Raw genomic sequence first — 23366 nt, 5'->3', positions numbered from 1 at the left:
TCAGCGCCTCCCGGGGTCGTACTGGCCGCGGGTGTCGTACGGGGAGCGGTGCCGGTCGGTCGGCACCGGCAGGCGGCGCACGATGTCGGCCACGATCGCGTCCGTGGTGCGCCGCGACAGCTGCGATTCTGCGGTCGGGATGATGCGGTGCGCGAGCACCGGCACCGCGAGGGACTGCAGGTCGTCGGGGAGGACGTAGTCGCGCCCGTCGAGCGCGGCAACCGCGCGGCCCGTGCGCAGCAGTTGCAGCGTGGCGCGGGGGGAGGCGCCCAGGCGGAGGTCGGGGGACTCCCGGGTCGCGGTGACCAGGTTGACCGCGTACTGCCGGACGGCGTCGGCGGCGTGTACCTCGCGCACGGTGGCGATGAGCCGGCGCACGGTGCCCGCGTCCGAGACCGGCAGGAGATCGAGGACCGGGTCCTCGGCGCCGTGCCCGTCGAGCATGGCCAGTTCGGACTTGGCGTCCGGGTACCCCATCGCGATGCGGGCGGTGAAGCGGTCGCGCTGGGCTTCGGGCAGCGGGTACGTGCCCTCCATCTCGATCGGGTTCTGGGTGGCGACCACCATGAACGGCGTCTGCAGCGGGTAGGTCACGCCATCGACCGTCACCTGCCGCTCTTCCATGCACTCCAGCAGCGCGGACTGCGTCTTCGGCGAGGCCCGGTTGATCTCGTCGCCGACGACGATGTTGGCGAACACCGCGCCCGGTTTGAACTCGAAGTCGCGCACTTCCTGGTTGTAGACGCTCACCCCGGTGACGTCTGAGGGCAGCAGGTCCGGGGTGAACTGGATGCGCCGCACCGAGCAGTCGATGGAGCGGGCGAGGCTCTTCGCGAGCTTCGTCTTGCCGACGCCGGGGACGTCCTCGATGAGGAGGTGCCCCTCGGCGAGCATCACGGCCAGCGCGAGCCGGATGGTGGCGGTCTTTCCCTCGATGACCCTTTCGATATTCGCGACGATCGCTTCGGTGGCCGCGCGGAACTCCGAAGGGGGCAGGGGCCTGCCGAGGTCATCCTGGGTGCGCTGGGTCGTCACGGGCCTCCTCCTAGGCGTACGCGGTGCGGCCACCGTCGAACATGGCGACCGGACAGCCGGTGACGGAGGCCGGTCCGTTACGTTTCCCGCAGGACGTCCGCAGTGCTCAGGTTATCCGTGTTCGCCGGAGGGTGCCGGACACCCTTTCAGCGCGGGATGCTAACAGTACCCCTGCCAGCCACCTTCGTGATCACCTCAGCTGTCGGAATTCCTGCTCGTTGTACGGCCGCCGCGCAGCTGGAGGATCAGATCGACCACGAGCGCTGTCCAGCCGGTCTGGTGTGACGCGCCGAGGCCGGCGCCCGAGTCGCCGTGGAAGTACTCGTAGAACGGCAGCAGGTCGTGCCACGCCGGGTCACGCTGGAACAGCTCCTGGTCACCGAAGACCGGGCGCCGGCCGTCGGCGTCGGAGCGGAAGATGGCGATGAGCCGGCGGGACAGGTCGTCGGCGACGTCGCCCAGGCTGTGCCGCTCGCCGCTGCCAACCGGGTACTCGACTTGGAGATCGGCGTCGAAGAAGCTGCCGAAGCGCCGCAGCGCCTCGATGAGCAGGAAGTTGACCGGGAACCAGATGGGCCCGCGCCAGTTGGAGTTGCCGCCGAACAGCCCGCTGGTCGACTCGCCCGGCTCGTACCCGACGGTGAAGTCGGTGCCGGCGAGGTGGACCGTGAACGGGTGGTCGGCGTGGCTGCGCGACAGGGTGCGCAGCCCGTAGTCCGACAGGAACTCCTCCGGCGAGAGCATCCGTTCGAGGATCCGCACGAGCTGGTCCGGGCCGACCATCGACAGCAGCCGTAGCTCCTCGCCGCCGCGCGCCCGCTTCGAGCCCACCACGTCGCCGTACTCCGGACGCTTGGTGAGGAACCAGTGGATGCGTTTGGCGAGCTCGGGCAGCCTTTCCAGCGTCGCGGAGCTGACGAGGGTGGTGGCCGCGAGGGGCAGCAGGCCCACGACCGAGCGGACCTTCAGCGGTACGGTCTCGCCGCCGTCCAGCCGGAGCACGTCGTAGAAGAACGCGTCCTCGTCGTGCCACAGGTCGTGGTAGTACGCCGCCCCGGCGATGTAGGCGAAGTGCTCGAAGAACTTGACCGCGATGTCCTGGTACACCGGGTCGTGGATGGCCAGCTGCAGCGACATGTCGAGCAGGTTGAGCGCGTACATCGCCATCCACGCGGTGCCGTCCGACTGTTCCAGGACCCCGGCCACCGGCAGCGCCGCGGACCGGTCGAACGGGCCCACGTTGTCCAGTCCCAGAAAGCCGCCCTCGAACAGGTTGTTGCCGCGCAGGTCCTTGCGGTTGACCCACCAGGTGAAGTTGAGCAGCAGCTTGTGCATCACCCGTTCGAGGAAGTCGTAGTCGGTGCCGCCGTCCAACTCGAACACCCGCAGCGCCGCCCACGCGTGTACCGGCGGGTTGACGTCACCGAACGCCCACTCGTACGCCGGGATCTGGCCGTTGGGGTGCATGTACCACTCGCGCAGCAGCAGGAGGAGCTGCTCCTTGGCGAACTCGGGGTCGAACCGCGCGATAGTGACGCAGTGGAACGCCAGGTCCCAGGACGCGTACCAGGGGTACTCCCACGGGTCGGGCATGGAGATGATGTCCCGGCAGTTCATGTGCCACCAGGCGCTGTTGCGCCCGTTCCGGCGGCCGGGCGGCGGCGGCTCGGACGCCGGGTCGCCGGCGAGCCAGCGGCGCACGTCGAAGTGGAAGAACTGCTTGCCCCACATCAGCCCGGCCGCGGCCTGCCGGACGATCTCCGCCTCCTCCGGCGGGGTGCCGGCGCCGACCACATCGGCGAAGTACGCGTCGGCGTCGGCGCGGCGGTCGGTCATCACCCGGTCGAAGCCGCCCGCGAGGTCGAGGGGGGCGGCCGGGGCGGGGGTGCCCTCCGGATCGGTCAGCGTCAGGCGCAACCGGATCTCGACACGCTCGCCGGGCGCCGCGGCCAGCAGGTAGTGCAGCGCCCCCTTGGTGCCGACGACCGCCGGGTTCACCGTGTCGGCGCCGTTGACGACGTGATCGTTGATGCCGTCCTTGGAGTACTGCGACCGGCCGGGCTTCCCCCACAGGCGCTCGGCGTTGGTCTCGTTGTCACAGCACAGCGACTGCGGCGTGCCGTCGCCGATGAGGACGAGTCGGCCGAGCGACTGGTGCTCGGCCACCAGCGACCGGTCCTTGCCGCGGATCACCGGCACGTACTCGTGCCCAGGCAGCCCCCACGACCAGGTGTTGCGGAACCACAGCGTGGGCAGGACGTGCAGGGTTGCCGGGTCGGGCCCGCGGTTTTCGGCCACGATGCGGATGCACATGTCCGTCGGGGAGGCCTTCGCGTAGTCGACCTCGACCATCCAGTACCGGTCGGAGTCGAACACGCCGGTGTCGACCAACTCGTACTCGGGCTCCGTGCGGCCCCGGCGGCCGTTCTCGACGTCAAGTTCCGAGTACGGGAACTCGTTCTGCGGGTAGTGGTAGCGCCAGCGCATCCAGGAGTGGGTCGGCGTGGAGTCCAGGTACCACCAGTACTCCTTGACGTCCTCGCCGTGGTTTCCGCGGTCGCCGCCCATCCCGAACATGCGTTCCTTGATGATCGGGTCCTTGCCGTTCCACAGGCCCAGGGCGAAGCAGAACGTCTGCAGTTCGTCGCAGATGCCGGCCATGCCGTCCTCGTTCCACCGGTACGCCCGGGAGCGGGCGTGGTCGTGCGGGAAGTAGTCCCACGCGGTGCCCCACTCGCTGTAGTCCTCGCGGACGGTGCCCCAGGCGCGCTCCGACAGGTACGGCCCCCAGGCGCGCCACGGCCGCTCGCCGGAGTTCGCCTCGGCCAGTCGGGCGCGCTCGGCACGGGGGTTGTTTTCGATCACTGTCGGCTCCTCGATCACACTGGGCATTGTCCCCAATGCCGAATACGTCCGACCACCACGGAGGTTGTCGATGGCTGTCGTCCCATCGGTCACGTTCGGCCCGCAGGTCTGCGGCGACCTTGACGCGGGTACGGCCCGCGAATGGCTGGTCGCGGACGGCTGTGGTGGCTACGCCATGGGTACGGTCTCCGGCCTACGAACGCGCCGCTACCACGCGCTGCTCGTGGTGTCGGGGGAGACCGCTGCCGCCCGCCACGTCGGCCTGGTGGCGCTCGATCCGGTGGTGACGCTCCCGTCGGGAGCGGTGATCCGCCTGGGCACCCACGAATGGGCCGGTGGTGCGGTCGCACCGCAAGGATACCGGTTTCTGGAGTCGTTTTCCCTGGTAGACGGCCTTCCGACGTGGCGCTGGCGGATTGGTGACGTCGTCGTCGAGCGCGAGTTGGCGATGGTCCACGCCCAGGCCTCGCTGGCGGTCGTGCACCGGCTGGTCGCGGGCGAGGCGACGCTGACCCTGGAGGCGCTGTGCACGTGGCGCGACGCGCACGGCGAGCGGGGCGCCGACGCCGGTGGTCTCGCCATGACCCCGGCCGCCGACGGCGTGGTGATCGCCGATGCCTACCGGCTGGCCGGACCCAACTGGCGGCCGGCCGGGGAGTGGCACTTCGGGGCGTACGCCCGGGAGGAGGCCGCGCGGGGACTGGCAGCCGTCGAGGACCTCTGGTACGCCGGACGCTTTTCCGCGGCCTTGAAGGCCGGCGAGGTCCTCGAGGTCTCGGCCTGGGCCGGCGCTCTCGCGGCGCGGCCGCCACGGCCGACGATGGTGGTCGAGGCGGCGCGGCAGCGGGCCCGGGAGGTGGTCGAGGCGGCCGAGCCCAGCAGCGGCGCGGCGGCGACCCTGGCGCTCGCCGCCGACGCGTTCGTGGTCAGGCGCGACGTCCCCGACGTCGTCGCCGGCTATCCCTGGTTCGGCGCCTGGTCACGGGACACGATGATCTCCTACGAGGGGCTGTTCCTGGCGACCAACCGGATCGACGAGGGTCGCGAGCTGCTGCGCGGGTACGCGGCGACGATCTCGGAAGGGATGTTGGCCAACACCGCCGACACGGGCGCCACCGAGTACAACACCTCCGACGCGACGCTGTGGATGCTGCACGCCGTGGCCCGGCACGTCGCGCGGACCGGCGACACCGACCTCGCTGCCGAACTGGTCGAGCCGCTCGACGCCGTGGTCGCCGCGCACCGCGCCGGCACCCGGTACGGCATCCGGATGGATCCGGCCGACGGGCTGATTGCGCAGGGCGTGCCCGGCGAGGCGTTGACCTGGATGGACGCCCGGGTGGACGGGGTGGCGATAACGCCCCGGATCGGCAAGCCAGTCGAGATCAACGCGTTGTGGATCAACGGGCTGGGCGCGCTGGCCCGACTGCGCAACCTGCTCGGCCGCGAAGCCACCGACCTGAACCGGCTCCGCGACCGTGCCAGGGCCAGCTTCGCGCGCCGGTTCCCGGCGCCGACCGGCTGGCTCTACGACGTGGTCGACGGGCCGGACGGCGACGACCCGGCGCTGCGCCCGAACCAGTTGCTGGCGTGGTCGCTGCCGCACGGGCCGATGCCCGACGGGGGCGAGATCGCGTTTCGCGCGGTCAGCGAAAATCTGCTCACCCCGCTGGGGTTGCGCACCCTTGCGCCGACCGATCCGGCGTACCGGGACGTGCACCGGGGCGGCTCCGCGGAGCGGGACCGGGCGTACCACCAGGGCACCGTCTGGCCGTGGCTGATCGGCCCGTACGTCGACGCCGCAGTGACCTTGCGCTCAGTGCCGGCAAAGTTACTAGCTGGTATCGATGTACATCTGTCAGAGTGGGGAGTTGGGTCGGTCAGTGAGACCGCCGACGCCGATCCGCCGCACCGGGCGACGGGGTGCCCGTTCCAGGCGTGGTCGGTGGCGGAGGCTCTTCGGGTTCACGAAAGAATCGGGTAACCGTTACTTCGGGGAAACGCTTTTTGCTTCGTCGGTAACCCTCACCAGGCAGGATGAGCTCCGATCCCACCGACAGTTCACCGGTACGAGGGAATAAAAATTGCCCTAAATGCCGGAGAATCACGTCCGAACGGTGATCATTGGCGACAAAAGGGGCCGCGGCGTGGACACCATCACCAGTCTCGATGATCTGAAGAACTCCCGTCCGCTGCGTGTGCTGATGCTGTCCTGGGAATTTCCGCCGGTCGTCGTCGGCGGGCTCGGGCGGCACGTCCATCAACTCTCGACCGCGCTCGTCGCGGCCGGACACGAAGTCACCGTCGTTGCCCGGCACGCGCCGGGAGCGCCGCTGGAGGAGTACGTCGACGGCGTCCGGGTGGTGCGCGCCCCCGAGGACCCGCCGCTGTTCCCCCTGTCGACGCCGTCGCTGCTGGCTTGGACGATGGCGTTCAACCACTCGCTGACCCGGGCCGCGCTACGGGTCGCCGACGCCGGGGAGTACGACCTCGTCCACGCCCACGACTGGTTGGTCGCCCACACCGCGGTGACCTTGTCCGAGCACCTCGGGCTGCCGCTGGTCGCCACGATCCACGCCACCGAGGCCGGCCGGCACCAGGGATGGTTGCCCGGCGACATGAACAAGTGCATCCACTCCATCGAGTACTGGCTGGGCCACGAGGCCACGCGGGTGCTGGTCTGCTCGGCGTACATGCGCTGGGAGGTGGGCCGCCTGCTCGAACTGGACGCGGGCAAGGTCGAGGTCGTCCCCAACGGCGTCAACGCGGCCCAGTGGCGCCCGAAGCCACGGTCGGTCGCCGCGGTCCGGTCGCGCTACGCCGGCGAGGGCCCGGTGCTCGGCTTCGCCGGCCGTCTGGTGTACGAGAAGGGCGTGCAGGACCTGATCGCGGCCATGCCCCGGCTGCGGATGGCACACCCGGGCCTGCGGCTGGTCATCTCCGGCGACGGGCCGTACTCCGACGAACTGCGCGACGAGGTACGCGGACGCCAGCTCCAGCGCGCGGTCAGCTTCACCGGCTTCCTCGGCGAGGACCGGCTGCCGCCGATGCTCGCGGCCATGGACACCGTCGTGGTACCGAGCATCTACGAACCGTTCGGCATGGTGGCCCTCGAGGCCGCCTCGGCCGGGGCGCCGCTGGCCGTGGCCGTGACCGGTGGCCTGACCGAGATCGTCGAACCCGGCGTGACGGGCGTGACGTTCCCGGCCAAGGACCCGGACGGCCTCGCCGAGGCGGTCAGCAGCCTGCTCGCCGACGCGTCGTACGCCGGCAAGCTGGCTCAGGACGCCCGCGCCATGGTCGCCGAGCGGTACAGCTGGGCGACGGTCGCCCGGCGCACGGTGGAGGCGTACGGGAGCGCGCTCCGCCAGGCACCCGGGTTCTCGGCTGTTTCGGCGGAGGCTGTTTCGGCGGAGGCGCCGGCGGCGCTCGCCCGGGTCGTGCGTCCGCGCATCGTCGTCCCCGAGGGCAACCTGCTGTCGCTCTGATCGGCACGGCTCTGTCTGCGGGGATCTTCCCCTGTTCTGCGAGGCGGGCGCCCCAAGCGGGGCGCCCTCCTTCCGTACCATGTGCCTCCACCCGCTCCGGCGCGCTACACTCGCGACCATGACCCGGCAGTTCCGGCTTCTTAGCGGGCCGTGCTGATCGCTGAAGACGGTGAATGGCACGGCGACCCCTCCTGTGTGAGGGGTTTTTTCATGCCCTCCGACCGCTTTGACATGCTGACCGCGAAGAACCGGTAGACGAAGGTGGCGAAAACGAGATGAGCGAGGCAGCCGACACGACGGCGGTGCACGCGGCCGAGAACGCCGGCGACACCCCGCCGTTCCGGTACACGGCCGCGATGGCGAACGACATCGAGGCCCGCTGGCAGGACTACTGGGCGGAGCACGGCACGTTCCACGCCCCCAACCCGACCGGCCCGCTCGCTGACCCCAGCCACCCGCGCTTCGGGGCAGAGAAGCTGTACGTGATGGACATGTTCCCGTACCCGTCCGGGTCGGGCCTGCACGTCGGTCACCCGCTGGGCTACATCGGCACCGACTCCTACACCCGCTTCAAGCGGATGACCGGGTACAACGTGCTGCACCCGATGGGCTTCGACGCGTTCGGCCTGCCGGCTGAGCAGTACGCCGTGCAGACCGGCACCCACCCGCGCACCACGACCGAGGTCAACATCGAGCGGTACCGGTCGCAGCTGCGCCGGCTGGGTCTGGCGTACGACGACCGGCGCAGCTTCGCCACCACCGACGTCGCCTTCTACCGCTGGACGCAGTGGATCTTTCTGAAGATCTTCAACTCCTGGTACGACCCGGAGCAGCGAAAGGCCCGGCCGATCGACGAGCTGGTCGCGGAGTTCGAAGCCGGTGAGCGGCCCACCCCCGACGGCCGGCCGTGGGCGGAGCTGACCGAGGTGGAGCGCCGCGTGGTGATCGACGACCACCGGCTGGCGTACGTGGCCGAGGCCCCGGTCAACTGGTGCCCCGGGCTGGGTACCGCCCTGGCCGACGCCGAGGTCACCGCCGAGGGGCGCAGCGAGCGGGGTAACTTCCCGGTCTTCCGGCGCAACCTGCGGCAGTGGATGATGCGCATCACCGCGTACGGTGACCGGCTGCTGGAAGATCTGGACAAGCTGGACTGGCCGGACAAGGTCAAGACCATGCAGCGCAACTGGATCGGACGGTCCGTCGGCGCGCACATCGACTTCCCGTTCTCCGGCGGGGCGCTGCGGGTCTTCACGACCCGGCCGGACACGCTGTTCGGCGCGACGTACATGGTGCTGGCGCCCGAGCACCCGGCCGTTGACGGCATCGTCCCGGCCGCCTGGCCGGAAGGCACGCGGCCGGCCTGGACCGGCGGTCACGCCACGCCGGCCGAGGCGGTCGCTTCGTATCGTCAGTTCGCAGCGAGCAAGTCGGACGTGGAACGCCAGGCCGACGCCAAGGAGAAGACCGGCGTCTTCACCGGCGCGTACGCCACCAACCCGGTCAACGGCGCCCAGATTCCGATCTTCATCGCCGACTACGTGTTGGCCGGTTACGGCACCGGCGCGATCATGGCGGTGCCCGGGCAGGACGAGCGGGACTACGAGTTCGCGGAGGTCTTCGACCTGCCGATCATCCGTACCGTGCAGCCGCCGGCCGACTTCGAGGGCAAGGCGTACACCGGCGAGGGCACGGCGATCAACTCCGCCGCCCCTCACGGACTCAGCCTGGACGGGCTGAGCATCGCCGACGCCAAGGCGAAGATGATCCAGTGGCTGGAGGAGAGCGGCCACGGCACCGGCGCGGTCACGTACCGGCTGCGGGACTGGCTGTTCAGCCGCCAGCGGTACTGGGGTGAGCCGTTCCCGATCGTCTACGACTCCACCGGCCTGCCGGTCGCGCTGCCGGAGTCGATGCTGCCGGTCGAGCTGCCCGACGTGGAGGACTTCTCGCCGCGTACGTTCGACCCGGACGACGCCGACACCGACCCGGAGACCCCGCTGTCGCGGGTGCAGGACTGGGTCGAGGTCACCCTGGACCTGGGGGACGGGCCGAAGAAGTACTGGCGCGAGACGAACACGATGCCCCAGTGGGCCGGCTCGTCCTGGTACGAGCTGCGCTACCTGGACCCCGACAACGACTCCGCGCTGGTCGACCCGGAGAACGAGCGGTACTGGATGGGCCCGCGCGATCGCGGTGACGTCGGCGGCGTGGACCTGTACGTCGGCGGGGTCGAGCACGCGGTGCTGCACCTGCTGTACGCCCGGTTCTGGCACAAGGTGCTGTACGACCTGGGCTACGTCAGCAGCCGGGAGCCGTTCCGGCAGCTGTTCAACCAGGGGTACATCCAGGCGTACGCCTACGTCGACGCGCGTGGCGTGTACGTGCCGGCGGAGGAGATCGTCGAGTCCGACGGCCGCTACTTCTACGGTGACCAGGAGGTCAGCCGCGAGTACGGCAAGATGGGCAAGTCCCTGAAGAACGTGGTCACGCCGGACGAGATGTGCGAGGTGTACGGCGCCGACACGTTCCGGGTGTACGAGATGTCGATGGGTCCGCTGGACGTCTCCCGCCCCTGGGAGACCCGCGCCGTGGTCGGCGCGCAGCGGTTCCTGCAGCGGGTGTGGCGCCTGGTCGTCGACGAGCAGACCGGGGCGACCCGGGTGGTCGACTCCCCGGCCGACTCCGAGACCCGCCAGCTGCTGCACCGTGTGATCGCCGGGGTCCGCGAGGACGTGGACGCGATGCGGTTCAACACGGCCATCGCCAAGTTGATCGAGCTGACCAACCGGGCCACCACCGTTTCGGCGGCCGGCGCCGCGCGGGAGGTCGTGGAGCCACTGGTGCTGATGATGTCGCCGTTCGCCCCGCACGTCGCGGAGGAGCTGTGGCGCCGGCTGGGCCACGACGAGACCGTGGCGTACGTGCCGTTCCCGGAAGCCGATCCGGCGCTGCTGGTGGCGGCGACCGTCACCTACCCGGTGCAGGTCAACGGCAAGGTGCGCGGTCGGGTCGAGGTGCCGGCGGACGCCGATCAGGACGCCGTGCGGGCGGCCGCGTTGGCCGAGATCGCCGATCACCTGGCGGGCAAGGAGCCCCGGAAGGTCATCGTCGTACCGGGGCGGATGGTCAGCGTCGTCGTCTGAGCGCAGCCCGCAACGCGCAAGATCCGCGCAGTTTGGGCGAAACTGCGGCATCCCCCGGCGGGATAGCAGCAGTTAGGCCCAAACTGCGCGGATCTTGAGGGCGCGCTCAGCGCGCGACGGCGCTTGAGGGCGCGCTCAGCGCGCGACGGCGGCCAGGCGCTCCCGGCGCAGCCGGTCGGGCCAGGTGTCGTCGATCGGTGCGAGGTCGCCGCCGGTGGCCCAGCGCAGCAGCAGATCCGCCAGGTCGGGGTTGCGGGCCAGGGCCGGGCCGTGCGAGTACGTGCCCAGAATTCGGCCGTTCCAGGCGCCCTCGGTCTGCCCGTCGTTGCCGATGCCCGTGGTGACGCGGGCGAGCGGGTGAGCGCCGGGGCCGAGGTGGGTGCGCCCGCCGTGGTTTTCGAAGCCGGTCAGCGGCGGCAGGCCGAGCCGGGGGTCGATCTCGCCGGCGATCTCGCCGACGGCCCGGGTGGGGCCGCGGTCGGAGTGCAGGTCGAGCATTTCCAGGCCGCGGCACTGGGTTCCCTTGGCGTAGAACGAGTGGCCGAGAAGCTGGTACCCAGCGCAGACGGCGAAGACGACGGCGCCGCGGTCGACGGCCCGGTGCAGCCCGCCGTCGGCGGCCAACCGCTGGGCCGCGAGCGACTGCGGACCGTCCTCCCCGCCGCCGAGCAGGTAGATGTCGCCGTCTGCGGGCATGGGCTGGTCGGAGCGGACCTCGATGCACTCGACCGGGAGACCACGCAGGGCGGCCCGGTGCTCCAGGATCAGCAGGTTGCCCCGGTCACCGTAGGTCGACAGCAGGTCGGGGTAGACCCAGACCAGCCGCAGTCGGGATTCAGTTGACACGATCGAGCTCCGCTCGGATGTCCTGGAACGCGGTGTAGTTGGCGATAACTTCCAGCCGGCCCGGCGGCACCGAGGCCAACGCCTGGCTGAACGACGGTATGTGCTCGAACGGGATCGCGTTGACGGTCAGCCGTACCGCGAGGTCCATCGCCCGGTCGCCGGAGATGAGCACACGGCGCCCGCGCAGCGGTGAGAAGTCCACGTCGTACAGCCACGAGGTGTCCAGGCCGTCGGGGTCACGCGCGTTGATGGACAGCAGGGTCGGCACCTGCTCGGCCATGTCGAAGGCCTCCAGCCAGCCGGCCGGGTTCTTCGCCAGCAGCAGCCGGATCAGGCGCCCGTCGCGCTCCACCGTGGCGTAGCGGCCCGCGACCGACTTCACTTCGGCCAGCCGGGGCAGGGCGTCTTCGACGCGTACCCGGAAGTGGGCCGCGACGGCGAGCGCGGTAGCCGCGTTGGCCCGGTTGACGCGGCCGGGTAACTGCAGCTTCACCTCGTGGTACGTGCCGGTCGGGTCGACCACGCCGTCCTGCTGGACCGTCCACTCTGGAACGGGTCGGCGCAGCGGGCAGCCGTTGCACCACCAGGCGTCGCCGTTGCGTTCGATGGCGGAGCCGCACTCGGGGCACACCCACGAGTCGTCGTGCCAGCGCTGCCCGGCCGCGACCCAGGTGACGTGCTCCGCCGACTGGGCGGCCCAGGTGACCATGGGGTCGTCGGCGTTGGCCACCACGTGAACGTCGCGCCCGACGAGGGTCTCCCGCCACAGCGCGGCCATCATGGCGACCTCTTTGGCCCGGTCCAGCTGGTCGCGGCTCAGGTTGAGCAGGGCCACCACGCGTGGACGGGTGGTGTCGAGGACCTGCGGGAGGTAGTGCTCGTCGACCTCGAGCACCGCGTACGGCGTCGGGCCGGCCTTGGCGAGCGCGGACGTGTGCCCGGTGGGCATGTTGGCGCCGAGCGCATTGCTCGCGACCTCGCCGAGCACACTGACGGCCGCGGTGGTGAGCCTCGTCGTCGTGGTCTTTCCGTTGGTGCCGGAGATCAGCACGATCCGGCGGCCGGCGGCCAGTTCGGTGAGCAGGTTCGGGTCGATCATGAGCCCGATCCGCCCGCCGATGACCGAACCGTCACCACGTCCGGTGGCTCGAGACAGGGCGGCGGCGCCGCGCGTCGCCGACGTAGCGAGTTTGGCCCGCAGTGGCAGCTTCTTCGTCGTCATCACGCTCTCACGGGGTCGGCGATACGGCGACCCTACCGTCCGCCGACCGGGCGTGCTGGATCGGGAGGGGCGGACGGGGACGGCCGATCGGCGGCCCTCCATCGCGCCGGGCCGCGCTCCACTTCACCCCACCACGGGATGGGACGATCCACGACACGCCAGGAACAAAAACCCAAAAAACGACTTTTCGCCACGGTTCGTGGGGCACCATCGTGTCGGAATAGTGACGGGTGTTCCGGTCCCCGGTGGTGCCCTCCACCGCGCTCCACCCTCCCTGAACTGCGCTTTTTCGCGGCTCGACGCCGTTACTCGGCGCCATTCTGCGTTGACGGTGGAGGGAAGTGGAGTAGAGTGGGGCGCAATGGCGGAGCGGGGGGCTCTGCCGGCCCCGGGGGGGACCGCGGAGCGCGGGAGGGGGGTAGGGGTCGATGTTTCTCGGCACCCACACTCCTCGCCTGGACGAAAAGGGCCGGTTGATCCTTCCAGCGAAGTTTCGAGATGAGTTGGCGGGAGGTGTCGTGATCACCAAAGGGCAGGAACGATGCCTCTACGTGTTTCCCGTCTCCGAGTTCGCCCGCATCGCCAGTCAGCTGCGTGAGCAGCCGATGACGCACAAGGCCGCCCGGGCCTACAGCCGGGTGTTCTTCGCCAGCGCACACGACGAGGTGCCCGACAAGCAGGGCCGGGTGACCATCCCCGCGCATCTGCGGGAGTACGCCGGGCTGGACCGCGAGCTTGTCGTGATCGGGGCGAGCACCAGGGTGGAGATCTGGGACCGGCAAGCCTGGGATACCTACCTCGCCGAAAGCGAGGAGGACTTCGCCGGCATCGAAGAGGGGGTGCTGCCCGGCGGGCTGTGACCGATCGCGCAGCAGTCCACAAGGGACGCATTTCACGCACCGGTCAAGGCGCACCGCCAGATCTCCAGCCGCTAGGACTCCTGGCTCTACTTCCCCAGTGCCAGGCGGACGAGCGGATGGGGATCTGGCGGTACGTCGACCGGCCGGCAGCACAACCGCAGGTCTGATGGTGACCGCGAATCGCCATCAGGCCTGAGGCCACGAGGGGGTCGACATGGGGGAGCAGGGTATCCACGTACCCGTTTTGCTCGAGCGGTGTCTCGGGCTGCTCTCTCCCGCCCTTGATCGGCCGGGAGCGGTGTACGTCGATGCAACCCTCGGCCTCGGTGGTCACGCGGAAGCGGTCCTCGAGACTCATCCGCAAACGACCCTCATCGGACTGGACCGGGACCCGCAGGCGCTTGCGCTGGCGGGGCGGCGGCTGGAGCGGTTCGCCGACCGTACGCACCTGGTGCACGCGGTCTACGACGAACTGCCCGAGGCGCTCGAGCGGCTGTCGCTCGGCCCGGTCCACGGGATCCTCTTCGACCTCGGCGTCTCCTCGTTGCAGCTCGACGAGGCGGCGCGGGGGTTCGCGTACGCCCAGGACGCGCCGCTGGACATGCGGATGGACCAGAGCCGGGGGCGTACGGCCGAAGAGGTGGTCAACACCTACAGCCATGGCGAGTTGAGCCGGATCCTGCGGGTCTACGGCGAGGAGAGATTCGCATCACGGATTGCGGCGGCGATCGTTCGGGAACGGACGAAGGCACCGCTGACATCCTCGGCGCGGCTGGCCGAACTGGTCCGGGACGCCATCCCGGCACCGGCGCGGCGAACCGGCGGACATCCCGCGAAGCGCACGTTCCAGGCGCTGCGCATCGAGGTCAACGAGGAGTTGGCGGCGCTCGAACGGGCGTTGCCGGCTGCTCTCGACGCGCTCGCGCCGGGTGGCCGGGTGGTGGTGATGTCCTACCACTCCCTGGAGGACCGGTTGGTGAAGCAGGCGCTGGCGACGCGTACCAGGTCGACCGCGCCCGTGGACCTGCCGATCGAGCTGCCCGGCACCGCACCGACCTTCCGGCTGTTGACCCGGGGGGCGGAGCCGCCGAGCGAGGCGGAGGTGGAGGCGAATCCGCGCGCCGCTTCGGTGAAGCTGCGCGCGGCCGAACGGGTGGACCCGAACGCGACGGGCCAGCCACAGCAGGGAACAGGAACGGCCCCACAGGGGCGCAAGGACGGAGGGCGGCGGCCGGGGCGGGAACCCCGGCCGCCGCGCCGGCCGAAGGCAATGCATCAGCCCGGTGCACCGACCGCGAATCGGCGCACCGGGGAACTGAATGGACGGTCCACATCGGATCAGGACTGAGGATCGTCCACTACGCAACCCAAAAGTTGCGAAAAGGGGTGAAACTGTATGACGACAGCACTGCCGTACCGGCGGCAGCAGGTTACACCGCGCTCGGGGGGCCGGAGCGCGGGGGATCGGCGTGCGGCCATGGATCGGGAGTACGGCAGCGGAGCGCCTGTCACGGTGGGCAACACCGCGCTGGCGCCGCAGTCGGACAGCGAGGCGGCCGCGAACCGTCCGACGCTTCCGCGACTGCGGGTGGCTCCGCCGGCGCCGGTCAGTGTTCCCAAGGCGCCCTTCGTGGCCGGCGTACTGGCCGTGGTGGTGGCCGGCGTGGTGGGCATTCTGGTGCTCAACACCAAGATTAACGAAAATGCCTTCCGGCTGGAGGCACTGCAGAAACAGCAGGGCCGGCTCGACCGTACCGAGGCGCAGCTGACCCAGGACCTGGCCGAGAAGGAGTCGCCGACCAGTCTGGCGGCAGCGGCCCGGCGGCTGGGCCTCGTGCCCGCCGACAGCCCGGCGTTCATCACGCTGCCTGACGGCAAGGTCCTCACCGTGCCTCGGCCGGCGGCGGGCCAGTCGAGCGCTGCCGGCACGAGCACGCAGAAGAACAGCGGCGCTACCGCCGGTCAGCCCCGGCGGTAACACGTGCCGTCCCGCCCGACCGACCCACGTCGCGCCCCGCGTAGCGGCGTCACCGACCCGTCGATCGACCCGACGGGGGCGCCACCGCGCGGGGCCGTGGCGCGTGGGGCCAGCCAGGGCCGTTCGGGTATCAGCGACGCGCGTCGCTACACCCCGCGCGGGCGCAGCCTCCGGGAGGCCGACGCCGAGCGGGGGCAGCGCAGCCGCGGCGGTGACCCGTTCCGGCCGGCGCTGCAGGTGGTACAGGGCGGGGCGGGTGAGCCGGTACGGCGGGGTGGCCGGGGCGTCGTGGACGAACCGCCCCGGCGGCCTTCGGCGGCACGAAACAGTGACCGGTCCCCGGCTGGGAGCGCAGCGGCGGCAGCAGCGGCCAAGGCGCCGGCGGCTAAGGCGCCGGCGGCTAAGGCGCCGGCGGCTAAGGCGCCGGCGGCCAAGGCGCCGGCGGCCAAGGCACCGTCGCCCGGCGGCCGGCGAACGCCGCGCGTGCAGCCCCCTGCCGGTCGACCGCACGCGCCCGCACGCAGCGGTGGCACGGGCGGTGTCCGCGCGGGGGGTGTCCGCGCGGCGGTGAAAGCGGCTCAGGCGAAGCGTGGCGCGCCCGCGCGGCGGCCCAAGCGCCAGGTCCGGCTGCCCGAGCCGCGCCGGCGACTGCGGCTGGCGAGCGTGCTGATCCTCGCCATTTTCGTCGTGATCAGCGGTCGGCTCGTGGAGCTGCAGCTCATCGACGCCAAGGCGTACGCGGCCCGGGGGCTGGTCAACCGGATCGAGCGGGTACCCCTGCCCGCGCCGCGCGGCACCATCTACGACCGCGACCGCAACATCCTCGCCCACAGCGTCGAGGCGCGCCTGGTCTACGCCGACCCGGGCATGGTGGAGGACCCCCAGGCGGCGGCGCGGCAACTGGCCCCGCTGCTCGGCAAGCCGGTCTCGGAACTGCTCCCCAAGCTCGTCAAGCACGCCCGCGAGGACGGCACCCCGGTGCGGTTCGAGTATCTCGCGCGCGGGGTCGACGTGGCGGTCGGCGAGAAGGTGGACGCGCTCAAGCTCGCCGGCGTCGTCGTGAACAGCGACGAACGCCGCGACGTGCCAGGCCACGACCTGGCCGCGAACCTCATCGGGTTCACCGGCTACGACCTGCGGGGCGCGGCCGGGCTGGAGTTCCAGTACGACCGTGACCTGCGCGGGGTACCGGGTGAGCGGGCCTTCGAGGTCGGCGGCGGCGAGGTGAAGGCCGAGATCCCCGGCGGCTACCGCGTCGAGACGCCGGCCCGGCCCGGTTCGTCGCTGCAGCTGACCATCAACAGCGATCTTCAGTTCCGGGTGTACTCGGTGCTGTCGCAGCAGATGAAGAAGATCAACGCCGACTTCGGCTCGGCGGTGGTGCTCGACGTCAAGACCGGTGAGGTGCTCGCGCAGGCGAGCTACCCCGGCTACGACGCCGCCGAGCCGATGAAGGCGCAGCCGAAGCAGCGCCTGGACGCCAACACCGACCTCGTCGTCGACCCCGGCTCCGTGTCGAAGGTCATCGCGCTGGGCGGCGCGCTGCAGGAAGGGGTCGTCAAGACCGATACGGCGATCCCGGTCGGCCCGGCCATCCGCAAGGGCGACACCACGTACAGGGACACGCATCCCTTCCCGGAGGGCACCCGGCTGACGCTGCCCGGCATCCTCGCGTACTCGTCCAACGTCGGCACGATCCGGATCGCCGACCAGTTGGGACCGCAGAAGCTGTACGAGTACCAGCGCAAGTTCGGCCTCGGTAAGGCGACCGGCGAAGGGCTGCCGGGCGAGGCGTCCGGGCTGATCCAACCGCCGGAGAACTGGAGCGGGTCCAGCTACGGCTCGATCCCGATCGGCATGGGCATCTCGACCACCCCGCTGCAGATGGCCGCCGTGTACGCGGCGATCGCCAACGGCGGAGTGTGGGTGCAGCCGCACCTGGTGAAGGCGAAGGTCTCAGCCGAGGGTCAGGTCACCCCGGCGCCCGCGCCGCGTACTCAGCGGGTGCTGTCGACCCAGACCGCGGATGCGCTGCGGCAGATGCTCGAGGCGGTCGTGACCGTCGAGGACGCGACCGGGCGCAAGGCGGCCGTCCCCGGCTACCGGGTGGCGGGCAAGACCGGCACCGGCCAGTTCGTCGGGCCGAACGGCAAGTACGTTTCCGGCGAAGTCGGCTCGTTCATCGGTATGGCGCCCGCCGACGCGCCGCGCTACGTCATCGCGGTGTTCGCGCATACCCCCAAGGGTGAGGGGGGCACCGTCGCGGCGCCCGCGTTCTCCGACATGATGGCCTTCGCCCTCGGCCAGAGCCGCGTCCCGCCCAGTGCCACGCCGCCGCCGTCGTTCCGGATCACCGAGTGAGGTGGATGCGGACGTGGGCCGCCTTGTCCAACTGCCCGATGCCGTAACGGGTAGGGTCTAGCCCCGTGCCCGGCTACCCCCGCCCTCGCAACGTGCCGGCGACCCCACTCGATCAATTGGGTGCGCTGTTATCCGAACCTGTCGAGCCTTCCGCTACCGCCGCTGTCACCGGGATCACCCACGCCAGCGACGAGGTCCGGCCCGGTGACCTGTACGCCGCGCTGCCCGGCGCCCGCCGGCACGGCGCCGAGTTCATCGCGGACGCGAAAGCAGCCGGCGCGGTGGCGGTTCTCACCGACGCGGGCGGGGCCGACCGCGCCGCGGTGGCAGGGCTGCCCGCCCTGGTCGTCGCGGATCCCCGCGCGGTGCTCGGCGTCGTCGCGTCGCGGATCTACGGAGACCCCACCAATCGGCTCGCCGTCATCGGGATCACCGGTACGGCCGGCAAGACATCCACTGCCTACCTGATCGAGTCCGGCCTGCGGGTGGCCGGGCGTACCACCGGGCTGATCGGGACCGTCGAGACCCGCCTCGGTGACCTCACCATCGACAGCGCCCGCACCACTCCGGAAGCGACGGATCTGCACGCGTGCCTCGCCGTCGCGCTCGAGCGCGGGGTGGACGCGGTGGTCATGGAGGTGTCCAGCCACGCGCTCACCCTCGGCCGCGTGGGCGGGGTGCGGTTCGCCGTCGGCGGCTTCACCAACCTCGGCCTGGATCACCTGGACTTCCACGCCGACGTCGAGGACTACTTCGCGGCCAAGGCGCGGCTGTTCGACGGCCGGTGCGCGGTCGAGATCGTCAACATCGACGACGAGTACGGCCGGCGCCTGGTCCGTCCGGGGACCGTGACCTACTCGCTGTCGCAGGGGGACTGGTACCCCTCGGAGATCACCGATCTGGGTTTCGCGCAGCGTTTCGTGGCGCACGGGCCAGACGAGATCGCCGTCGAGGCGGGCGTCGCCCTGCCCGGGCGGCACAGCGTCGCCAACGCGCTGCTGGCGATCTCGTCGCTGGTGGCCGTCGGCGTCGACCCGGAGGTGGCAGCAGCCGGCGTGGCCGCCTGCCAGGGCACGCCGGGACGGATGGAACGGGTCCAGGTGCCCGGCCCGGTGCTCGGCATCGTCGACTACGCGCACAAGCCCGACTCGGTGGCCCAGGTACTCGCCGCCCTGAACGGCCGGGACGGCCGGGGCGGGGACGGCCGGGGCCGGGTCATCTGCGTGATCGGCGCCGGTGGCGACCGGGACCGGTCGAAGCGACCGCTCATGGGCGCGGCCGCCGCCCGGGGCGCCGATGTCGTGATCGTCACCGATGACAACCCGCGCACCGAGGATCCGGCCATGATCAGGGCCGAGGTGCTGGCCGGTGCGTGTGACGCCACGGGCGGTTCCGCCGCTCTCATAGAGGTGGCAGGCCGCCGCGCGGCGATCGCGGAGGCGGTGGGCCTGGCGGCCCCGGGTGATGTCATCGCGTTACTCGGTAAGGGACACGAGCGCGGACAGGAGGTAGGCGGCGAGGTGTACCCGTTCGACGACCGCGACGAGTTGGCGAAGGCGCTGGCCGTGAGGTTCGGACCGACCGCTGCCGGTACGGCGGATCAGGTACCGGCCGGGACGGGAGGCCCGCGATGATCCCGCTGACGCTCGCGGAGATCGCCGAGATCACGGGGGCCGACCTCGTCGGCGCCGCCCCGACGGACCGGGTGACCGGCACCGTCGAGTACGACTCGCGCAAGGTGGGTCGGGGCGGTCTCTTCGTCGCCTTCCCCGGCGAGAAGGTCGACGGCCACGACTACGCCGGGGTCGCGATGGCCGCCGGTGCCGTCGCGGTGCTCGGCAGCCGGCCGGTCCAGGGCGTACCGATGCTCGTGGTCGGTGACGCGCTGACCGCGCTCGGGCGGCTCGCCCGTGCCGTGCGCGACCGCCTGCCCCGGCTGACCGTCGTCGGCATCACCGGGTCGTCGGGCAAGACCACGACCAAGGACCTCATCGGGCAGACCCTCGCGCACCTCGGCGAGGTCGTCGCCCCCGCCGGCAGCCTCAACAACGAACTGGGCCTGCCGCACACGGTGCTCCGGGCGACCGCGGAGACCCGGTACCTGGTCCTGGAGATGGGCGCGCGGGGCGTCGGGCACATCCGCTACCTGTGCGACATCGCCCGCCCCGACATCGGGGTGGTGATCAACGTCGGCTCGGCGCACCTGGGCGAGTTCGGCTCGGTCGAGCGGATCGCGACGGCCAAGTCCGAGTTGGTCACGGCGCTGACCGCGGACGGCCTCGCGGTCCTCAACGCCGACGACCCGCGGGTGCGGGCCATGTCGGCGCTCGCCCGGGGACGCGTGACCCTGGCCGGCGAGGCGCCGGACGCAGCGGTGCGGGCCGAAGCGGTCGTCCTCGACGAGCGCGGCCGGGCGTCGTACGACCTCGTCGCGGCGGGGCGGCGGGCCGCCGTGAGCCTCGGCGTGACCGGCCGCCACCAGGTCGGCAACTCGCTACTCGCGGCCGCCGTCGCGACCTCGCTGGGCATGGCCGTACCCGACGTCGCCGCCGCGCTGAGTGAGCTGGAGCTGATGTCGAGCCGGCGGATGGACGTGTTCGACCGTGCCGACGGCGTCACGGTCATCGACGACTCGTACAACGCCAACCCGTCGTCCATGGCGGCTGCGCTGACCGCGCTGGCCGAGATGGGCCGGGCCCGGCGCACCATCGCGGTGCTGGGCTACATGGCGGAGCTGGGCGAACACGAGCGGGCCGGGCACGAAGAGGCCGGCCGACTGGCCGCCGAACTGGGTGTCGGCCTGCTCGTGGTGGTAGGGGACGCGGCCGCGCCGATCGGCGCCGGCGCCGACTCCGTAGCAAATTGGGGAGGGAAGTCCGTGCTCGTGACCGACCAGGACGCCGCTATCGCGGTCCTGCGCGACGAGCTGAGATCGGGTGACGTGGTCCTGTGCAAGGGATCGCGGTACCGCACCTGGCAGGTGGTCGACGCCCTGCGCGAGACGGCCGAGGCGGCAGGGGTGCAAGCGTGAGAGCGGTTATCGTCGCGGCGTTCGCGGCGTTCATCCTGTCGATCCTGCTCACCCCGATCGCCATCAAGGTCTTCACGCGGTTACGGGCCGACCAGCCGATCCGGGCCGAGGGCAAGGTCCCACCCCACCTGGCGAAGAAGGGCACCCCGACGATGGGTGGGGTGGCGTTCATCCTGGCCACCGTCGTCGCGTACATCGCCGGACACCTTGTCCTGAGCACGCTGCCGGACGTGCAGTTACGACTGACCCCAGCCGGGCCCACCGCGACCGGAATCGTGCTGCTCGGCCTGTTCATCTGCACCGGTGCGCTGGGCTTCCTCGACGACTACCTGAAGGTCAGCAAGAAGAACAGCCTGGGCTTGAACAAGCGGGGCAAGCTGATCGGACAGGCGCTCGTCGGCGCCGTGTTCGGCATCATCGCGCTGTACTTCCCGAACAAGGCCGGTGGGACGGTCGGCAGTACCTACCTGTCGTTCGTCAAGGAGATCTACTGGCTGGAGATCGGCAAGGTCGGCGCGGTCCTGCTGTTCATCTTCGTGGTCATGTCGATGTCGAACGCGGTCAACCTCACCGACGGTCTCGACGGTCTGGCCACCGGCGCCTCGGTGATGGTCATCGGGGCGTACGCGCTCATCGGCTTCTGGCAGTACCGGCACTGGGAGACGGACAAGGCGTACTCGGTCGGTGCGGCGTACTCCTACAACGTCCGGGACCCGCTGGAGGTGGCGATCATCGCCGCCGCCGCGGCGGGGGCGTTGGCCGGCTTCCTGTGGTGGAACACCTCGCCAGCCCGTATCTTCATGGGCGACACCGGTGCGTTGGCGCTCGGCTCGCTGATCGCCGGGCTGGCGTACTCGACCAACACCGTGCTGCTCGTACCGATCCTGGGTCTGCTCTTCCTCATCATCACGGTCACCTGGGTGATGCAGATCGGCTCGTTCCGCCTGACCGGCCGGCGCATCTTCCGGATGGTCCCGCTCCAGCACCACTTCGAGCTGGCCGGCTGGAGCGAGGTCAACATCGTCGTTCGATTCTGGATCATCGCCGGGCTCGGCGTGGCGATCGGCATCGGCCTGTTCTACGCCGACTTCCTGCGGGTGGTGACGAAGGCACCGTGAGCGAGGCCAGGTACGAGTACGCGGGGCGGCGGGTCCTCGTCGCGGGCGCCGGAGTCGCGGGCGTCGCGTCAGCCCAGGTGCTGATCGGTGCCGGCGCCGAGGTCACGGTCGTCGACCGGGCTGACAGCGCCGCGCTCGACCGGTTGCGTGCGGCGGGCGCGAAGGTGGTCGTCGGAGACGGGCAGGACCTGCTCGCCGGGGTCACCGACGTGGTGGTCTCGCCCGGGTTCGCTCCGCACCACCCGCTTGCGGCCGCGGCCGTCGGCGCCGGGCTCGACGTGTACAGCGAGCCCGAGCTGGCCTGGCGGCTGCGCCGGCCCGACGCGGCGCCGTGGCTGGCCATCACCGGCACCAACGGCAAGACCACGACGACGACGATGCTCGCGGCGATCCTTACCGCCGCCGGGCTGCGCACGGCCGCGCTCGGCAACATCGGTGAGCCGCTGGTCTTCGCGGCCACTGAATCCGCGGCGGCCTACGACGTGCTCGCGGTGGAGCTGTCGAGCTTCCAGCTGCACTGGTCGTCGAGCCTGGCGCCGGAGGCCGGCGCGCTCCTCAACCTGGCCGACGACCATCTCGACTGGCACGGCGGCTTCAACGCGTACGCCGGGGCGAAGGCGGCGATCTGGCGGTCGGCAGGCGGCGGCGCCGCCGTCGGCAACCTCGGCGGCGTCGCCGTCGGCAACCTCGACGACGCGCGGGTCGCTGGCCTGCTGTCACGGGTGGCGGGCCGCCGCGTGGGCTTCACCCTCGCCGAGCCGGCGCCGGGACAGTACGGCGTCGCCGACGGGTGCCTGATCGCCGACGGGGTGGAGCTGATCCCGGTCGACGCGATCCGCCCGCCGGGCGCGCACAACGTTGCCAACGCCCTCGCCGCGGCGGCCCTCGCAGCCGCGTACGGGGTCGGCCCGGACGCCATCCGGGCGGGTCTGGCCGGCTACGTGCCGCAGGGGCACCGCAACGCCTACGTCGCCACGGTCGCCCACGTGGCCTACGTCGACGACAGCAAGGCGACCAACCCGCACGCGGCCCTGGCTTCGCTCACGGCGTACCCGCGCGTCGTCTGGATCGCCGGTGGACAGCTCAAGGGCGTGGACATCAGTGACCTGGTACGCAGCGTCGCCGACCGGCTCGCCGGGGCGGTCGTGCTCGGCGTCGACCGCGCCGAGGTCGCCGCGGCGCTGGCGCGACACGCCCCGGGGGTACCGGTGGTCGAGGTCGCCAGGGCCGATGATGGGGCGATGGCCGAGGTCGTACGGGCTGCGGCGACGCTCGCGAGCCCCGGCGACACGGTCCTGCTCGCGCCGGCGGCGGCATCCCTGGACATGTTCGCCAGTTACGCCAAGCGCGGGGACGCGTTCGCCGCGGCGGTCCGAACGTTGGAGAGCTAGCACGTAGGAGGGGGTGTCGTGAAGACCC

At 71.1% G+C, this 23366-nt stretch carries 15 protein-coding genes; 11 read left to right on the top strand and 4 right to left on the bottom strand.

What is annotated here, in order from left to right; genetic code table 11:
• Positions 1-1035 carry an AAA family ATPase gene (locus HC028_RS01670; RefSeq protein ID WP_168071902.1) on the bottom strand — a complete coding sequence of 345 codons (1035 nt, stop codon included), beginning with the start codon at positions 1033-1035 and terminating at the stop codon, positions 1-3.
• A gap of 195 nt (positions 1036-1230) precedes the next feature.
• Complete coding sequence (locus tag HC028_RS01665; protein WP_168071901.1) at positions 1231-3927, bottom strand: MGH1-like glycoside hydrolase domain-containing protein; 2697 nt, start codon at positions 3925-3927, stop codon at positions 1231-1233.
• A 43-nt stretch (positions 3928-3970) separates the two neighbouring features.
• Here HC028_RS01665 and HC028_RS01660 point away from each other — a divergent pair, with 43 nt between their 5' ends.
• The 3 genes from HC028_RS01660 (at position 3971) to leuS (ending at position 10531) form a co-directional block, all read left to right on the top strand.
• Complete coding sequence (locus tag HC028_RS01660; RefSeq protein WP_168071900.1) at positions 3971-5884, top strand: amylo-alpha-1,6-glucosidase; 1914 nt, start codon at positions 3971-3973, stop codon at positions 5882-5884.
• 220 nt (positions 5885-6104) lie between these two features.
• Positions 6105-7388, top strand: a complete 1284-nt coding sequence (locus HC028_RS01655) for a glycosyltransferase family 4 protein (protein ID WP_239075339.1) — start codon at positions 6105-6107, stop codon at positions 7386-7388.
• Between the two features lie 275 nt (positions 7389-7663).
• On the top strand, positions 7664-10531 hold the full coding sequence (leuS, locus tag HC028_RS01650; RefSeq protein WP_168071898.1) for a leucine--tRNA ligase: 2868 nt from the start codon (positions 7664-7666) through the stop codon (positions 10529-10531).
• Positions 10532-10666: 135 nt separating this feature from the next.
• On the opposite strand, the gene HC028_RS01645 is transcribed toward leuS, so the two are convergent.
• Both HC028_RS01645 and HC028_RS01640 read right to left on the bottom strand, forming a co-directional pair.
• Complete coding sequence (locus HC028_RS01645) at positions 10667-11377, bottom strand: type 1 glutamine amidotransferase (protein ID WP_168071897.1); 711 nt, start codon at positions 11375-11377, stop codon at positions 10667-10669.
• Positions 11367-12599 (bottom strand): MurT ligase domain-containing protein, encoded by a 1233-nt coding sequence (locus HC028_RS01640; protein WP_203981166.1) that lies wholly within the window; start codon positions 12597-12599, stop codon positions 11367-11369. Before HC028_RS01640 ends, HC028_RS01645 begins: the two co-directional genes overlap by 11 nt.
• A gap of 428 nt (positions 12600-13027) precedes the next feature.
• Between HC028_RS01640 and mraZ the strand changes: the two genes are divergently transcribed.
• From mraZ to murD, 8 genes are all read left to right on the top strand, one after another.
• Positions 13028-13459: a division/cell wall cluster transcriptional repressor MraZ gene (mraZ, locus tag HC028_RS01635; RefSeq protein ID WP_168071896.1), complete on the top strand. Its 432-nt coding sequence runs from the start codon at positions 13028-13030 to the stop codon at positions 13457-13459.
• Positions 13460-13673: 214 nt separating this feature from the next.
• A complete protein-coding gene (rsmH, locus tag HC028_RS01630) occupies positions 13674-14807 on the top strand; it encodes a 16S rRNA (cytosine(1402)-N(4))-methyltransferase RsmH (protein ID WP_168071895.1) in 1134 nt (377 codons plus the stop codon).
• Positions 14808-14855: 48 nt separating this feature from the next.
• Positions 14856-15437, top strand: a complete 582-nt coding sequence (ftsL, locus tag HC028_RS01625) for a cell division protein FtsL (RefSeq protein WP_168071894.1) — start codon at positions 14856-14858, stop codon at positions 15435-15437.
• A gap of 3 nt (positions 15438-15440) precedes the next feature.
• Entirely contained in the window at positions 15441-17798 is a 2358-nt protein-coding gene (locus tag HC028_RS01620; RefSeq protein ID WP_239075326.1) for a peptidoglycan D,D-transpeptidase FtsI family protein, read from the top strand.
• Between the two features lie 65 nt (positions 17799-17863).
• A complete protein-coding gene (locus HC028_RS01615; protein ID WP_168071893.1) occupies positions 17864-19432 on the top strand; it encodes a UDP-N-acetylmuramoyl-L-alanyl-D-glutamate--2,6-diaminopimelate ligase in 1569 nt (522 codons plus the stop codon).
• Complete coding sequence (locus HC028_RS01610) at positions 19429-20829, top strand: UDP-N-acetylmuramoyl-tripeptide--D-alanyl-D-alanine ligase (protein ID WP_168071892.1); 1401 nt, start codon at positions 19429-19431, stop codon at positions 20827-20829. The genes HC028_RS01615 and HC028_RS01610 overlap by 4 nt, the downstream gene beginning before the upstream one ends.
• Complete coding sequence (mraY, locus tag HC028_RS01605; protein ID WP_168071891.1) at positions 20826-21947, top strand: phospho-N-acetylmuramoyl-pentapeptide-transferase; 1122 nt, start codon at positions 20826-20828, stop codon at positions 21945-21947. The genes HC028_RS01610 and mraY overlap by 4 nt, the downstream gene beginning before the upstream one ends.
• Positions 21944-23338 carry a UDP-N-acetylmuramoyl-L-alanine--D-glutamate ligase gene (gene murD, locus HC028_RS01600; protein ID WP_168071890.1) on the top strand — a complete coding sequence of 465 codons (1395 nt, stop codon included), beginning with the start codon at positions 21944-21946 and terminating at the stop codon, positions 23336-23338. The genes mraY and murD overlap by 4 nt, the downstream gene beginning before the upstream one ends.
• Positions 23339-23366: the final 28 nt, after the last annotated feature.

Source organism: Planosporangium flavigriseum, from assembly GCF_011947225.1.
In the GTDB taxonomy this organism is placed as follows: Bacteria; Actinomycetota; Actinomycetes; order Mycobacteriales; family Micromonosporaceae; genus Planosporangium; species Planosporangium flavigriseum.
Note: the sequence above shows the minus strand (reverse complement) of the source record. Positions and strands in the feature narration are given on the sequence as shown.

What these genes read in the sequence shown, in the direction of transcription:
- HC028_RS01610 (WP_168071892.1), top strand. Translation starts at nt 19,429, where the DNA reads ATGATCCCGCTGACGCTCGCGGAGATCGCCGAGATCACGGGGGCCGAC.
- mraZ (WP_168071896.1), top strand. Translation starts at nt 13,028, where the DNA reads ATGTTTCTCGGCACCCACACTCCTCGCCTGGACGAAAAGGGCCGGTTG.
- HC028_RS01660 (WP_168071900.1), top strand. Translation starts at nt 3,971, where the DNA reads ATGGCTGTCGTCCCATCGGTCACGTTCGGCCCGCAGGTCTGCGGCGAC.
- rsmH (WP_168071895.1), top strand. Translation starts at nt 13,674, where the DNA reads ATGGGGGAGCAGGGTATCCACGTACCCGTTTTGCTCGAGCGGTGTCTC.
- leuS (WP_168071898.1), top strand. Translation starts at nt 7,664, where the DNA reads ATGAGCGAGGCAGCCGACACGACGGCGGTGCACGCGGCCGAGAACGCC.
- HC028_RS01655 (WP_239075339.1), top strand. Translation starts at nt 6,105, where the DNA reads ATGCTGTCCTGGGAATTTCCGCCGGTCGTCGTCGGCGGGCTCGGGCGG.
- ftsL (WP_168071894.1), top strand. Translation starts at nt 14,856, where the DNA reads ATGACGACAGCACTGCCGTACCGGCGGCAGCAGGTTACACCGCGCTCG.
- HC028_RS01640 (WP_203981166.1), bottom strand. Translation starts at nt 12,599, where the DNA reads ATGACGACGAAGAAGCTGCCACTGCGGGCCAAACTCGCTACGTCGGCG.
- HC028_RS01665 (WP_168071901.1), bottom strand. Translation starts at nt 3,927, where the DNA reads ATGCCCAGTGTGATCGAGGAGCCGACAGTGATCGAAAACAACCCCCGT.